This window comes from Providencia rustigianii (genome assembly GCF_900637755.1).
Taxonomy (GTDB): domain Bacteria; phylum Pseudomonadota; class Gammaproteobacteria; order Enterobacterales; family Enterobacteriaceae; genus Providencia; species Providencia rustigianii.
Genome location: NZ_LR134396.1, coordinates 3451760 through 3467020 on the forward strand (window position 1 = coordinate 3451760; position 15261 = coordinate 3467020).

Below are 15261 nucleotides of genomic sequence, written 5' to 3' on the forward strand. Positions count from 1 at the left end.
ATCACCCCTTCAGCGCGGTCAGTTGATCCACGTTCAGTGTGTTGAGCGTGCGATAAATTTTACGCGCCAATACCGCCATGATGATCACAGCAAAAATAGCGTCCGTCGCGATACCAATTTCCACTAGCTCCGGCGCTTTATACGCCAGTAATGCTAAGGTTAGATGGGAACCGTTTTCCATTAAGCAGTAACCAAATGCCTGCTTCAGGATATTGCGCTGAGTCACGATGCACAGCAGCCCCAACATAAAGTGACCCAATGAAACGGCTAATGCGGGTTTTAAATCCGTCGCCATCGGTAATTTGATGGGCTCCACCACAAACCAGCACAGCACCACAATCACCGCCGCCGCCAGCATCAACCACGCGGGGCTGATCACCCCGCCGTTAGCTGTCGGGTCAGAAAGTTTGCGAAACGCATAACCCATAATCAGCGGGACTAAAACTACTTTGGTGGCAAACGCACTAACTGCCCACATGGCCAATTCTGGGGCATTGAGGGTGTACGATAGCGTGCCAAAAATCGCCACTAATACCAGCGACTGCAAGGCATAGAACCAGCAAGAAGCCACCGGCTTTTTGGCGCCGATAACCAGCAGTGACGTGATCATCATCAGTCCTGCCAAATTATTCACAATCATTGAACCTGTCATGCTTTCTCTCCCTTAACCGAGCCAGATGATGGCAATCACACTAGAGCAGAAGGACATCACGATCAGTAAGCCGATAACCCACTGCATCGCCCATGGAACTGCACTGCCGTTTGCCACTTCTTCACTAGGTTCACCGGGAACCACTTTGCCGAACCAGTACAGTAACCACGCAAAACTGGCCACTGACTCAATCAACACCAGCACCATAATTGGCGTTAAGATCCAGAACTTCTCTGATAACGCAAAACCGGCGGCGAAGATTGGGAATTTACTGAAGAAACCGTTGAGTGGTGGCACACCGGCGATAGCCAGAGCCGCAACACAGAAACCGACGCCCAATAATGGATAACGTTTTGCCAGACCACGCAAGCGCGGCAGCATACGCGTTCCACAGCTGTAGCTCAGTGCGCCCGCCACTAAGAAGAACAGGCTTTTGGCGAATGCGTGGTTGAAGATATACGCGATACCGCCATCGAAGGCTTCTTTAGAACCGAAAACGGACAGGGATAAAGCAAGGAAGATATACGCCAGTTGGGTAATGGTTGACCATGCCAGCAGACGTTTCATATCTTTCTGCGGCAGGTACATCATAAAACCATACACCAAGGTAATCACCGCCATCACAACGCCCACCCAGCCGATGATTTCCGGCACATGGGTCGAAGACATCAAGCTGCGAGCAAAAATGTAAACGCCCACTTTCACCATAGAAGCGGCGTGTAAGTAAGCACTAACTGGGGTAGGCGCTTCCATGGCATCAGGTAACCACGCTTGCAGCGGTAACTGAGCAGACTTGCCCCATGCGGCAAACAGAATGCCACCAAATACCATCAAACTTTGGGTTTCATTCAGTTGCTCGATAGCGCTTAACGCGAACGTTCCGGTACTAATAAATAAGGTTGCCGCTGCCATGTATAAGCCTAATGAGCCCACATGGGTGATCAGCAATGCTTTCATCGCCGAACGTTGGGATTTTTCAGTTTGGTAATAACCGATCAGCGCCCAAGAGCATCCTCCGGTGATTTCGAAGAACACCAACTGCCCTAGAATGGTTGAGGAAAGCACCACGCCGGCCATCGCACCAATAAAAATCAACAAGAATGCGTAGTAACGACGAGTGGGTCCGTGAGCGTGCTCGCGGTTTCCTTCAGTGAGGTAGCCCGTGGAATAGAGACAAATCAAGAAGCCGAGGAACACTACGGCAAAGGCAATTAAGGTACTGACGCCATCGACAGTAAAACCAAATAGCGCCACGTTCCCTGATTGGATTAATTCGACTGTAGTAGCAACCTTGCCACCATCTAAATAGAGCCATCCCAGTGCCGCAGTGCCCAGTGACGCTAGCAGCGCGACTAAAGTACTTAGCCACGGTGCGAGTCGAGTTGGCAGCACACTGACCAGCAATGCCCCAATAAAGGGGATCATCAGGGTCGCTAGTGCAATATTTTCTAACATGCTTCGTCGCTCCTTATAGACCGGTGAGGTAGAAGACGAATCCGAGTGCCGCAACACCGAATCCTAACCAAGTCACATGGTGCGTTAATAAGAAACGACCACGAGCCAGACTGTTTTCGACTATCGACGCCAGTACGAAAATCACCAGTAATTTCACTAGCAGTAATCCCATCGCTAACAGCAGGCTACCGACGGTAAAGTCACTGGCATTGCCGAACGGGAAAAAAATCGACAGAAACAGGATGGCAACCACCACTTGTTTCAGACCAATTCCCCATTTCACCAGCGCCAGCCCTGAGCCGGAATATTCCGTTAACGGACCTTCTTGTAACTCTTGTTCAGCTTCTGCCACATCAAATGGGATTTTGCCCATCTCAATAAACGTGGCGAATCCGCAAGCTAGCAGTGCTAATAAGGTGGCAGTCGGAGAGATCCATCCCTCACTCATCGTCGCGCTGATAGTGCCAATGTTGGTGGAACCTGCGATCAAAGCCACTACCAATAAGCCGAGGAATAATGTGGGTTCTACAAGTACCCCAAGGGTCAATTCACGGCTAGCACCGATACCGGCGAATGGACTGCCCGTATCGAGACCAGAAAGTGAAAAGAAGAAACGAAATAACGCAAAGATGTACAGCACAATAATGATGTCGGCTGCGCCACTAAACAGTGAGGTGTTGGTGACAACGGGCAATGCCATCGCCAACAGCAACATACTTCCTAGCAGCACATACGGCATGATGCGAAAAATGATGCCTGAGTCACGCGGTGCAACAGATTGGCGAGTCATCAACTTGATGATGTCGCGATAATCTTGCCAGATCCCAGGGCCTTGGCGAGAGTGCATTTTGGCGCGAATTTGGCGAGATATCCCCGTAAATAGCGGCGTTAGCAGCAATAGGGTCACGGCTTGAATAAGGGCGAAGATCCCGCTCATCAATGTTGGAGTTTCTTGAATCGACATGGTTTCTCTCCTTACGCCGCAATCACAACAAGCAAGACGACCAATGCTGCGACCACATACAGGCAGTAGAGTCTAAAATCCCCACCTTGCAGACATTGCATTCGTTTTGCTATTCGGTTAATCACGCGAACCAGTGGATAGATAATTTTCTCATCCCAGAACGGTTCAACCTTCCCTGCGCCCTCTTTCGTTATTTCTAAGGTTTGCGCTAAACGCGCTGATGGGTCGAGTTGAGTACGCAGGCGATACAGTGGCGCGAACATAGAACGCAGCGGCTGAGTAAATCCACCCGCTGACACGGACATCTCTTTTTCCCATGCATAACCACACGCCCATGCATCCCCTTTACGGCGAGCGTCGAGCTGTTTGCCTTTAAATACCATGTAGATAATCAGCGGAATGATTGGCAGAGCCAGTAATAAAATCAGGGTCATGGCTGGGGAGATCATCGCTTGAGACGCGCTATTTGGTACCAGCATAACGCCTTGTGCGACGGTGATATCCGTAGCATGCGTTAATGACATCGCCACTTTTGCCAAAACTGGTGCGATATACGTTGCTCCAACCCCTAAGATCACACAGATAGCGGCGAGAATTAACATCGCCGCAGTCATTGTCCATGGCACTTCACGAGCATGGGTGGCTTGTTCGCTGCGAGCGCCACCACAAAAGCTGACGCCGTACACTTTCACAAAACACATCGCCGCCAATGCCCCAGTAATAGCCAACATCACAATGGCGATTGGGCCGCTAATGCGCATAATAAAAGTGCCTTCGTGGCTCATGGAGAACAACGATTGGTAGGTGTACCACTCACTGACAAAACCATTGAGTGGAGGAAGTGCTGAAATCGCCATACAACCGATTAAAAACGCGGTGGCAGTGAGTGGCATCAATTTTGCCAATCCGCCCATTTTTTCCATATCGCGGGTATGCACACGGTAAATGACTGCACCGGCGCCAAGGAATAATAAGCCTTTGAAAACCGCGTGGTTAAGTAAGTGGTAAATCGCACCGAGCAAACCAATGGTCGCCAACACAGGCATGTCGTTTGCCATACCGACCATCGCCACACCGACACCCATCAGGATGATCCCGATATTTTCGACGGTGTGCCATGCCAGTAAACGTTTGATATCGTGCTCAGCCAACGCATACATCACCCCAAGAACCGAGGAAACTGCGCCGAATGCCAGCACCACGATCCCCCACCAGCCTTGGGTCGCACCGAGTAAGTCGATACCCACTTTGATGATCCCGAAGATACCGATTTTCACCATCACGCCGGACATTAATGCCGAAGCATGGGACGGTGCTGCGGGGTGAGCTTGTGGTAACCAGCTGTGAAGTGGGAGCATCCCTGCTTTGGCACCAAAGCCAAAAAATCCCAATAAGAAAACCACCGATGCCATCGCTGGTGAAAGTGAGAGCTGGCGGAATGAGTCAAAATCTAAGCTGCCGCTTTGACGCCACATTAAGAAGAAGGCGATCATAATTAAAATCGAGCCGGCGTGAGCAATAAAGAAGTACAGCAGACCCGCACGGATAGATTTTTCATCTTGGTCGGCAATCACTAAGAACCAAGATGCTAGCGACATCATTTCAAATAGAATAATGAAGTAAAAGGCATTATCCATCACCACCAAGCCAACCATGGAAGCGATAAATACGTTGAGGAAAAACCCCATGCTCCATGCGCCGCGACCGCAATATTCCTGAACATAATTCAGGGAATACAGTGCGCTGACGGTCACCAGCAGGGAAATCACCATCACCATAAAAGCGGCGAGGCTATCGAGACGAACGACAAAATTGGCGAAGGGGAATGGTCCCTGTGACATATAGGTCAGGACTTCCCCACTCATTAAGACCGGAATGGCGCTGAATAATCCCAGCACGCCACCGATAATCGCAGCAATCCCGGCAACATAAATGGCGATTTTTTCTTGGCGTTTAAATAGCAGAGAAACGAAGCCACCGACGGTGTAAAAGATTACGGACCACAAGAGTAACTGAAGTGCTGTCATGTTATGAGTTCTCCCGTTTAGCAACAAAAATGTCGAACTCTGGCGGCATGGCATCGACGGATGCGCTGCGGCGTTTGGCACTTTCGTTTTCGAGTTGGCTCTCTTCTACCAGATGAAGGGCATCGGTCGGGCAGACTTTGACGCAAGCTGGTCCTTCGTCACTAAAGTCACAAAGGTCACATTTCACGGCAATGTTGCGAATTCCCGCGTTCCACGCCAAGAAAGGGTTCATGGTTGGGAGGCTATCAGGCACATCTAACAGCATCTCTTTCGGAACATATTGTTCAAAGAAATCAGGCATATCCACTGGTTTGCTACCTGATGGTGTGATTGCCCCAAACGGGCATACCAGTCCACATAGCTTGCAGCCAATACATAAGCTTTCGTTCAAGACAATCATGTCATTTTCGTGAGTGATGGCATTGACCGGACACACACGAGCGCACGGGGCATCGTCACATTGACGACAGAGCATCGGTGCGGTTAGCTCGCCAACTTTTACCACCGTCAGTCTCGGATATGTCTGTAAACCTTGGGCTTTATGCGTTTCTGAGCACGCCGCCATGCAAGTATTACATCCGATACACAGTTGTGGGTCTGCAATTACAAAGCGATTCATTCGCTTTCCCCTCCAATAAAATCAGTCGGATCTTAAGTTTGTTGCAGACACCTAAGCATTTTTTGTGCCAGAAATAATATTGTTGATTATCAGTTGGTTGGGGTTTTAAGATTGGGAGTTCGACAGTAATGACGAAGGGGGGTGATGAAGTAAAACGATGGATTTTCATCTAACAAGCAGCAAGGTAGATTCGTTGATTGTCCTCATGATTACGGTGATTTTGTCCAAAAACATCATAATCGCCTTATTGAGCCACGAGCTTATAACTCAGTTAATAAGGCGGTTTTTATGAAAATTACCCAAATTCGCAATGCCACACAAATCATCGACTATGCGGACAAAAGATTTCTTATCGACCCCATGTTAGGGGAAAAAGAAAGCTATCCCGGTTTTGATGGCACAGCCAACACACACATTCAAATGCCTATGGTTGACCTACCCTACGACATTAATAGCCTATTGAATATCAATGCGATTATTGTCACGCACACCCATTTAGACCATTGGGCTGATGCCGCTGTACAAGCCATTCCTACAGATAAGTCGCCGCACCCTTACTCGTCATTTTCAAAAAGCGACAAGCATTAGCATTGATGAATGGTTAACCGTTGCCCGCTTGAATCGCAGCCAAGAACTTCTGGAAAGCTCAGCCTTCTCTATTAAACGCGTGGCTGAATTAGCAGGCTTTCAATCCTCCGTGACATTTAGGCAGGTATTTAAGGATAAGTTTGGAGCTATCCCTATGCAGTGGCGAAAAATATTTTGGAGCGATGAAAATATTTTATAAATCATAAAAGAATTTAATTTTCATATAAAAATCATAATCAAGAAATTATTTTTCATATCTTTTTATTAAGATTTAAACCTATCAAAAAAACCTTATAAAAAAAGAAAGAATATATTTTAATTATTGTTAAAAAATAAAACTGGTAATACCAGTATGGATGAAAACAAATTACTTAATTAAAAAATCACGTATGTAAAATAAATTCCAATTAAGAATTATCTTAATAAAAATCAATGATAAAGAATCATTCTCACTCTTAACATTAGGATTGAAAAATTGTTTTAATTCCAATTTCAAAATTAAAAACCATTTATTTTATTAATTTAGATAAAAGGATCACGAGTGCTAATCCTTGAATAAAACACTTGAAAAATAATAACCATCTTTATTATAGTTCTGGAAAATATAGTTTTAATACAAAATAGGTATTTTTTATACCTATTATAGTTATTCGAATTATAGATTAGACACACAGATCCAAACGATAACATTGTCATGAGCTTTTCCACTTAATTAGTCAAATTTAGACAACTTTATTAAAGACTAAAAAAAATTCACCAATAAAATCAATGCTCATTAATTTAATAATAAGAGCTTAAAAATAGTTTAAATAATCCCGTAACTGCATCAGTAGCCTAACAGCTCGCTGGGCATCATTACATTGCTAATAACTTGATTTAATTTATAAAAATTAAACGTCAAGGATGGTTCCACATGAAAAATAAAAAGCGTTATTACCCCGCCAATTATCTTCTTTTACTTATAATGGCCTCAACAGGTAATGCTGCCACCATTACAAATGGTGAAGTCAAAGAGTTGGATGATAAAAATGAAATTTTAGACCTTGATAATTTATATCTAAAAAATGGGAAAATTCTCATTAATTCTGGAACACTAAATACTCAGGACACTATTATAACTGATATGGCGGGAGACTCTGGACATGTGACTCTTTCAGGTAAAGACTCTATCTGGAATAACAGCAGCACTTTGAACCTTGGCGTTACGAATGAACGTTCTCGTTATACAAATACTCCCGCTTATTCAGGTATTGATATTCTCAATGGCGCTCAAGTTTACACCAATAAATTTGCTATGGGTAATTATACTGGTGTCTTTATAGACGAAAGAAGGAATTCTACACTGAATGTCGATGGTAAAGGTTCACTCTTAAAAGTTAATCATGATTTAACCGCCTCTTCATATACTGGTAATCGATTCCCAATCGGTGTTGTCACAATAAATATCGATAATGACGGTGTTATTGAAGCTGAAAATGTCGTCATGCATGATATGGACACAAACAATAGTGATGCCTCCATAAAAACGGTTTTAAATATCAAAAATAAAGGATTGTTAAACGTTAAAGAAGACGTTTACTTTGCCAAAAACTTTGGAAATTCACATTCTGATACCCCCAGTGAACTGAATATTTTGTCTGGCGGTAAAATTAAAGCTAAAAACTTCCATGCTGGCGTACATAAAGTGTGGAGTGATACTTCCCCAATGACCATATTGGTGTCAGGTCAAGGTTCATCGATTGATGTGGTTGAAGACTTTACGACAGGCGGAAATTTACTCAGTTTATTAAAAGTTGAAGATGGCGCTGAAATAAACGCAAAAAATATCACCTTGGGAACGGGGGAGTCAAAATCTGTTAGCGGCGGAGATAAACGCGAACCGCATCCAACCGTTATCGTGAGCGGAAAACAATCAAAAATTACCGCTCAAAATCACCTTACTTTAGGGGATAATGTTAACAATGAAATCACCATTGCCAACGGTGGTTCCGTCTCTGCCGAAGAAATAACCTTCGGTAAAACAAAGTTTAACCCACGTCCTTCAGGGGAAAGCACCATGAACCTACTGGCTGGAGGGACCGTCACCACCCACAAAATCAACTTAAACAAAGACAGTAATTACTTTAATGCCGTTATTTATCATGGTGATGGTGGCCTAGCGGGTGAATTAAATACCGAGAGTATCGAAGGCTTCACCGGTAAAAATAACTACCAGTTTGATGGCGATAAACTCCCTATGCAGGCGGGATTAGTGTTCAATTATCAAAATGATAATGATTTCTCACCGAACCTGATTAATACCATCAATGTGGTAAAAAACAATACCAACACTATTACGTTTGCAGGGAATAACAGCGAGCATAGTGGCATTGTGGTCATCAACGGTGGCGCATTAAAAGCAGGTAATCAAAACGCATTTGGAAAAGGTGTCGATGTTAAAAACTTCAGCCATTTTGATCTTAATGGATTTGGTCAGACTATTTCCTCACTGGATAACCGAGGAGAAGTTCATCTTTCAAGGAACAACCAAACACAAACGCATTTGAATATTCTTAATGGTTATAAGGCTGATAATGGTTCTCTCTATTTTAATACTGAACTGGGTGGCGATGATTCAAAAACAGATAAATTGATCATCAATGGTGATAGCACCGGTAATACCACGGTTTATGTGAACAATATTCATGGAAAAGGCGCACAAACGGAAAAAGGCATTGAGCTGATTACCGTTGCAGGTCGTTCCCTTGGGGAGTTTAAACAAAGCGGACGTATTGTTGCGGGCGCCTATGATTACACTCTACTACGCGGTGGCTATATTTCAGGTACCAATTATAACAACTGGTATTTGACTAGTCTTTATGTGGAGCCGCCTGTTGACCCGGTTAAACCTGTCGACCCTGTTGACCCGGTGAAACCTGTCGACCCTGTTGACCCGGTGAAACCTGTCGATCCTGTTGACCCGGTTAAACCTGTCGATCCTGTTGACCCGGTTAAACCTGTCGATCCTATTGACCCGGTTAAACCTGTCGATCCTGTTGACCCCGTAAAACCTGTCGACCCCGTGAAACCTGTCGACCCCGTGAAACCTGTCGACCCTGTTAAACCTGTCGACCCCGTGAAACCTGTCGACCCCGTGAAACCTGTCGACCCCGTGAAACCTGTCGACCCTGTTAAACCTGTCGACCCCGTGAAACCTGTCGACCCCGTGAAACCTGTCGACCCCGTGAAACCTGTCGACCCTGTGAAACCTGTCGACCCCGTGAAACCTGTCGACCCCGTGAAACCTGTCGACCCTGTTAAACCGCCACCTCGACCAGAAGTGGGGACTTACATCAGTAATATGCAAGCTGCCAATACTCTGTTTGATCTGCGACTGCATGACCGTTTGGGCGAGACTCAGTACACCGATGCGTTAACGGGCGAAACCAAAGTAACCTCAATGTGGCTACGTAATGTGGGTGGCTTTAATCGTTCCCAAGTGGCGCAAGGATCCCTCAATACACGGGATAACCGTTATGTTGTCCAACTGGGTGGAGATGTTGCCGATTGGTCGACCGATGGGCTTAATCGTTACCATGTTGGGGTAATGGCTGGGTATGCTCACCAGAACAGCAAAACCAAAAATCACCGCAATGGTTATGATTCCAAAGGTAATACAAGTGGTTACAGTGTAGGGCTTTACGGTACTTGGTATGCAAATGAAGCGGATAAATCTGGCTTATATGTCGATACTTGGGCGCAGTATAACTGGTTTGATCATGAAGTTAACGGTTATCAGCTTGCCAACGAAAAATATAAATCCCGAGGCATGACGGCCTCTGTTGAGTCCGGTTATACCTTCAAAATGGGGGAATATACCACCAATGAGATGGTCAACACTTTCTATCTACAACCTAAAGCACAAATGACGTGGCAAGGCGTGAAAGCGAATGATCATACAGAAGCCAATGGTACCCTCGTCAGTAGCAGCGGAGAGAACAATATCCGTACACGCCTAGGATTACGAGCTTACCTACATGGCCACAATGCGATTGATGAGGGTAAAGGCCGCAATTTTGAGCCTTTTATTGAGACCAACTGGATTTATAACAGTAAACAATATGGCGTGAAGATGGATGGCGAGCAGTTTAACGTGGCTGGAACCCGCAATATTGGGGAAGTGAAAATCGGTATTGAAGGCCAGATTAACTCGAACTTGAACCTGTGGGGGAACGTTTCTCAGCAGCTCGGCGATTCCGGTTACAGTGATACTCAAGCGGTGTTTGGTATTAAGTATATGTATTAGTTTAGTCTCGTATTTTTAATCTCGTATTTGGGATCAATAAAAAAGCGGCTTGTATCTATATGGTGCAAGTCGCTTTGGTTTGTGCGTGTAATCAGAGGCCTGATTAGCTTTTGCAAGATTGCCCCGGCTTTTTCACGATTTCGCCAAAGTCATTCAATGCACTTGGTTTGGTGATTTTACTCTGCGCATTATTTAGCACAGGTAATTCAGGATCCATTTGCCACGCATTCCAGCCTCCATCATATATCTGGCTATTTTCCCATCCTGCCATTTGAGTCATAAACCATGAAACACTGGCTCGCCACCCAGTACCACAATAAAAAGCAACGTGGTCTGATGGCTCAATTCCCTGTGTTTTCCAGAGCGCAAATATCTCTTCTGGGTTACGTAACGTGCCGTCAGGATCATAATAATCGGACATATCGTTAGCGTTTTTACCGCCGAATCCCCAGATAGCCCCAGCAGGTTCGCCTTTACGTGGAATATAATCATACCCCGTAATTTTCCCAGTATATTCATCCCAAGTACGATTACTGATCAGCTTTAGTCCCGCCTGTTGTGCTTGTATCGCTTCCGCTGGCATCGCGATAGTGACCTGAGGGTTTGCCGGAATGGATGTACCAAAATCTGCAATCGGAACAGGTATATTCACCACCGTTTCTGTTGGCAATTCCGCATCAACCCAGACATTTAAACCACCATTAAGAAAACGGACATCTTCTACACCCGCCCATTTTAGTGCCCATAATACCCGTAATGCCGCCATCTGGTTTTCAGAATAAACCACCACTGGCGTATCCTTATGGATACCATTTTTCAATAAATTATGTTTAATCACATCCGGTTCGGATAGATTCCATACAGGCGCATTTTCAATCCAATCAGTATTAAAATGATAGGCACCTTTAATGTGGGTTGAATAGGATTTTGACTGTTCCGCATCCCCCCAAGAGACTTCAAAAATGACAGGTTTTTGTTCGCTGGTATAGCTTTCTGGTTTTTCGCCATTCAGTGCCGCATTGACCCAGCTTGGCGAAACACTCATCCAGTAATTGGGATATTTATCCATCGGATAATCTGCATTCGCATATTTAATGAATTCTTTAAATGCGAGTACGTTATAGCCCTTAGCCGCAAATTCTGCGGTGACACGTTCTAAGTCATCCAGATTGCTGTCATAGAAAACCAATATTTTTTCTTTGGTAATTCCTTTTTCTTCCACGAAGTGAGTAAACTTATTTTCATCAATAAAGTCCAGCCAGCCCGTCGTAAATTGCATGGCGCCTTGTATATGACCACCACGCGCAGCATCTTTATCTTTAAAACCAAAAAATAAGCTATCCGGTCGGGTGTCGATAATAAGATAATCCGGATTATTTAAATTCTTCGATAATTCATCAATACTGATATCTTTTACTACGGTCTGATCACAGCCCGACAACCAAACCGATAATAATAAAATGGCGAATTTTGCCTTCATTTTTTTTCCTATATTCTGCACTGTGTCGGTCTAATGAAATAACTTGTGAGCCAGACGCCTGCCATCACCATAAATGTTGAGATCCATCCCTGCCAAGAGAAATATGCGGTTGCCACCAATGAGTTAGTGACGGTACATCCCCCCGCTAGTGTTGCCCCTATTCCCATCACTACCCCACCCATTAGGCGTTTCACGACGGTTTTTCCGTCAGGGGGTAATGTTAATGCAAACTCGCCTCGGATTTTGGCGCTGATCATGGAGCCGACCAAAATACCAATAACAAATAGGGTTCCCCAATTAAGGTAGCGCTGTTGGCCTGTAACTAAATACTGAACCACATTGGCAGAAGGCACAGAGATACCAAAACCAAAGTTACGTCCATTTTCTGCACTCAAATACCAAGCAATAATCCCGAGAAGCCCAATAAGTACCGCAGTTAAGTTAAGGGGCAATTGCTTAAATTTTCCTAATGGTGGCGGCGAATAGCGAGGATGACGATGCTGATAAATCAGCAATCCAATGGTCACAATAATTAATATCGCTACCAGATACCATGGAGATATATTCAATGTTTTATCGATGGTATCAATCTGTGCTGGGTGGGCTAATAATGGGTCAGTCCAATGTTTTAAACTCCCTTTCCAAGCGGAGGCCATCGTGACAATAAAAGCAAATAATGCGAGCCATGTGCCTGTTAACCCTTCACCAGAACGAAACCAAGCTCCGCTACCGCAGCAGCCCGCTAATACCATGCCTATACCAAATAAAAAACCACCAATAATTGTGGCAGTCACGGGCAACGTCCCTTCTGGGATAGTTATCAATCCCATTGATTGCAGAGCAAAAAATCCAATCGCTTGAATTGAGATAGCAATCAACAACGCAGTGAGAAAACGCGTATTTTTCTGATAAACAATATTTCTGAAGCCGGAAACAAAACAAAACTGCCCTGATTGCAGCAGCGCACCAAAAAGTATGCCAATAAATAAGCCGCTAATCATGAGCAGGCTCCTGTAGTAACGTAATAAACTGCATAGATATTTCTCAATAGTTATTCTAAAGAAATCAGAAGAATCAATAACGAGCTTGGGAGAGTCGTTTTAGCGCGATATTTTAATACTTCACAGATTTTCCTATGATAGCGCTTAATGAATATGGTTGAAGATTATTAATTTGTTTTGCATCAATTTTAGAGAGAAAAAAGTACAAGTCGGTTATATTTCACCCATTTTATTTCAATCAAGGGGCTAAGTATTATTACGTTCACTTATGGAATATTACTCACCTTAATTTAAACCCGATAATACAGTTACAATAACTTTTAAAGGAAAAAAACTTTTCATATACCCAGTCGAAAAGGTTGAATCACGATTTTTCATAAAAATTAAATAAAACGTAAATCTCAGGAATCAACATAACTATTATCAGACATCAAAACCATGCATACATATACTCCAAGGCATTAAGATATTCTGCAAAATTAAGCACACACATTATTCCAATGATCAATTATCACCTGTAAAGTATGAAAGTTAATTGAGCTAGTAATTATTCAAGATTTTTTGATGCTGAATATGCTAAGAATGGAGTAAAAAATATTGTGTATAAATATAATGATCTAAAAATAGGCACAAAGCTTAACAACGCTGAGCTCTGTGAAATATTTGGATGTAGCCCCCAAGGCGGTATGCGTCGTGCACACAAAACAAATACTTTAATTATTATCTCAAACCACATCAAATCTATCTACGATGACCGATGGTCCGGCAATGTACTTCATTATACCGGCATGGGTACTAAAGGCGATCAAAGCCTAAGCTTTCAACAAAATAAAACCTTAGCAGAATCAAAAAGTAACGGAGTTACTGTTCATCTGTTCGAAGTATTCAAAGACCAAGAGTACACCTATATGGGTGAAGTTATTCTTGATGGTGATCCGTATCAAGAAATACAAACGGATGAACAAGGAAAGCTTAGAAAAGTGTTTATCTTCCCGTTGACACTAATTCCAGGTGAACGACAAGTTCAGCAAAAAGATCGAGATAACATAGATAATATTAGAACACGTAAAGCAAAAAAATTATCTATAGAAGAACTTCAAAAATTAGCAGCTGGAAGTGGAAAAGTAGCGACTTGTTATCAGCAGCAATCGACAAATTATGAGAGAAATATTTGGGTCGCTGAGTTGGCTAAAAGATTAGCGAAAGGTCAATGTCAGCTTTGTCTTCAACCCGCACCGTTTAAAAATGCTAAAGGCGAGCCTTATCTGGAAACACATCATATCGTTTGGCTTTCCAAAGGTGGTGATGATACATGTGAAAATACCGTAGCCCTATGCCCTAATTGCCACAAGAAAATGCATATCGTTAATAATGGCGAAGATATTGAGACTCTAAAAAACCGAAATAAAGAATTATTAGAAGCGAACAACCAATGATCAAAAAGCATATTGAAGTCGTCGCTGCTGTACTGAAAAATGAAGATAAGTTTCTAGCCGTGCAAAGGGGGTTCTCGAAGTTAGATTATATTAGCCATAAATGGGAGTTTCCTGGAGGCAAAGTAGAAGTAGGTGAAACACTTGTCGCTGCAATTATTCGAGAACTAAATGAAGAGTTAAAAATTACAGTTACCGACCCAAAGTTTTTATTAACTATCGAACATAGCTATCCTGACTTTGATATCTCAATGCATTGTTTTGTAATTGAATTACCAAATAGAACAGTAGAACTCACAGAGCATATTGATTCTCTTTGGCTTTCTAAAGAAAAGTTAAAAACCGTAGATTGGGCATCTGCCGATATTCCTGCAGTAGAAAAACTCTTAGCAACATTTTGAGTGTATTTACTCAGTCAATAACCATTCCCTTTTTAGTGTAATTGTCCACGTTCCCTAAAATAAGACAGATATAATTAGATTTTCTGCCCTAGCCATTTTAGAGGTCATGATGAAAAAAGCCCGTTTTACTGAAACTCAAATCGTTAATATTTTAAAACCCGCTAATCCTGATATAAAATTTGAAGATATTTACCGCAAAAATAGCATCAGCAATGCTGACTTGTTATAATTGAAAATCAATGTATGGCGGGATGGAAGACAATGATGTTAAACGATTAATACAGCTTGAAGATGAAAATGTGAAACTGAAAAAGCTCTCTGCGGAAAAGCCTTATAAAACAGAAATTCCAGACATA

11 protein-coding genes and 2 pseudogenes are annotated in these 15261 nt (G+C 43.4%); 6 read left to right on the forward strand and 7 right to left on the reverse strand.

All coding sequences use genetic code 11. From position 1 onward, the window contains the following. Position 1 precedes the first annotated feature (1 nt). The 5 genes from hyfE to EL244_RS15915 are packed head-to-tail and all read right to left on the reverse strand — an operon-like array spanning position 2 to position 5717. A complete protein-coding gene (gene hyfE / locus EL244_RS15895; RefSeq protein ID WP_006814428.1) occupies positions 2-652 on the reverse strand; it encodes a hydrogenase 4 membrane subunit in 651 nt (216 codons plus the stop codon). A gap of 12 nt (positions 653-664) precedes the next feature. Further along, positions 665-2107 (reverse strand): hydrogenase 4 subunit D, encoded by a 1443-nt coding sequence (locus EL244_RS15900; protein ID WP_126462238.1) that lies wholly within the window; start codon positions 2105-2107, stop codon positions 665-667. Positions 2108-2120: 13 nt separating this feature from the next. Next, entirely contained in the window at positions 2121-3071 is a 951-nt protein-coding gene (locus EL244_RS15905; RefSeq protein ID WP_112837402.1) for a respiratory chain complex I subunit 1 family protein, read from the reverse strand. Positions 3072-3082: 11 nt separating this feature from the next. Then, on the reverse strand, positions 3083-5098 hold the full coding sequence (gene hyfB / locus EL244_RS15910; RefSeq protein WP_126462241.1) for a hydrogenase 4 subunit B: 2016 nt from the start codon (positions 5096-5098) through the stop codon (positions 3083-3085). Position 5099: 1 nt separating this feature from the next. Beyond that, a complete protein-coding gene (locus tag EL244_RS15915; RefSeq protein WP_126462244.1) occupies positions 5100-5717 on the reverse strand; it encodes a 4Fe-4S dicluster domain-containing protein in 618 nt (205 codons plus the stop codon). A 288-nt stretch (positions 5718-6005) separates the two neighbouring features. Here EL244_RS15915 and EL244_RS15920 point away from each other — a divergent pair. The 3 genes and pseudogenes from EL244_RS15920 to EL244_RS15930 form a co-directional block, all read left to right on the forward strand. Further along, positions 6006-6260: pseudogene (locus EL244_RS15920) on the forward strand (MBL fold metallo-hydrolase); the annotation flags it as partial. Continuing rightward, positions 6229-6504, forward strand: coding sequence for a helix-turn-helix domain-containing protein (locus tag EL244_RS15925; protein ID WP_126462250.1), 276 nt, complete (start codon positions 6229-6231; stop codon positions 6502-6504). The pseudogene EL244_RS15920 and the gene EL244_RS15925, both read left to right, overlap by 32 nt. 714 nt (positions 6505-7218) lie before the next feature. Beyond that, a complete protein-coding gene (locus EL244_RS15930; RefSeq protein ID WP_230084880.1) occupies positions 7219-10590 on the forward strand; it encodes an autotransporter outer membrane beta-barrel domain-containing protein in 3372 nt (1123 codons plus the stop codon). Positions 10591-10693: 103 nt separating this feature from the next. On the opposite strand, the gene EL244_RS15935 is transcribed toward EL244_RS15930, so the two are convergent. Together EL244_RS15935 and EL244_RS15940 are read right to left on the reverse strand one after the other, a co-directional pair. After that, entirely contained in the window at positions 10694-12070 is a 1377-nt protein-coding gene (locus EL244_RS15935) for a rhodanese-like domain-containing protein (RefSeq protein WP_126462252.1), read from the reverse strand. 8 nt (positions 12071-12078) lie between these two features. Further along, positions 12079-13071: a YeeE/YedE family protein gene (locus EL244_RS15940; protein WP_126462255.1), complete on the reverse strand. Its 993-nt coding sequence runs from the start codon at positions 13069-13071 to the stop codon at positions 12079-12081. 599 nt (positions 13072-13670) lie between these two features. On the opposite strand from EL244_RS15940, the gene EL244_RS15945 reads away from it, so the two are divergent. The 3 genes and pseudogenes from EL244_RS15945 to EL244_RS15955 all read left to right on the forward strand — a co-directional run. Beyond that, complete coding sequence (locus EL244_RS15945) at positions 13671-14507, forward strand: HNH endonuclease (RefSeq protein WP_197721683.1); 837 nt, start codon at positions 13671-13673, stop codon at positions 14505-14507. Then, entirely contained in the window at positions 14504-14905 is a 402-nt protein-coding gene (locus tag EL244_RS15950; protein WP_126462258.1) for a (deoxy)nucleoside triphosphate pyrophosphohydrolase, read from the forward strand. The genes EL244_RS15945 and EL244_RS15950 overlap by 4 nt, the downstream gene beginning before the upstream one ends. Before the next feature lie 109 nt (positions 14906-15014). Then, positions 15015-15231 (forward strand): annotated as a pseudogene (locus EL244_RS15955) (transposase); the annotation flags it as partial. Positions 15232-15261: the final 30 nt, after the last annotated feature.

Coding starts and splice junctions, on each gene's coding strand:
- EL244_RS15940 (WP_126462255.1), bottom strand. CDS start 13,071: ATGATTAGCGGCTTATTTATTGGCATACTTTTTGGTGCGCTGCTGCAA.
- EL244_RS15925 (WP_126462250.1), top strand. CDS start 6,229: ATGCCGCTGTACAAGCCATTCCTACAGATAAGTCGCCGCACCCTTACT.
- EL244_RS15905 (WP_112837402.1), bottom strand. CDS start 3,071: ATGTCGATTCAAGAAACTCCAACATTGATGAGCGGGATCTTCGCCCTT.
- EL244_RS15915 (WP_126462244.1), bottom strand. CDS start 5,717: ATGAATCGCTTTGTAATTGCAGACCCACAACTGTGTATCGGATGTAAT.
- EL244_RS15900 (WP_126462238.1), bottom strand. CDS start 2,107: ATGTTAGAAAATATTGCACTAGCGACCCTGATGATCCCCTTTATTGGG.
- EL244_RS15950 (WP_126462258.1), top strand. CDS start 14,504: ATGATCAAAAAGCATATTGAAGTCGTCGCTGCTGTACTGAAAAATGAA.
- hyfE (WP_006814428.1), bottom strand. CDS start 652: ATGACAGGTTCAATGATTGTGAATAATTTGGCAGGACTGATGATGATC.
- EL244_RS15930 (WP_230084880.1), top strand. CDS start 7,219: ATGAAAAATAAAAAGCGTTATTACCCCGCCAATTATCTTCTTTTACTT.
- EL244_RS15935 (WP_126462252.1), bottom strand. CDS start 12,070: ATGAAGGCAAAATTCGCCATTTTATTATTATCGGTTTGGTTGTCGGGC.
- hyfB (WP_126462241.1), bottom strand. CDS start 5,098: ATGACAGCACTTCAGTTACTCTTGTGGTCCGTAATCTTTTACACCGTC.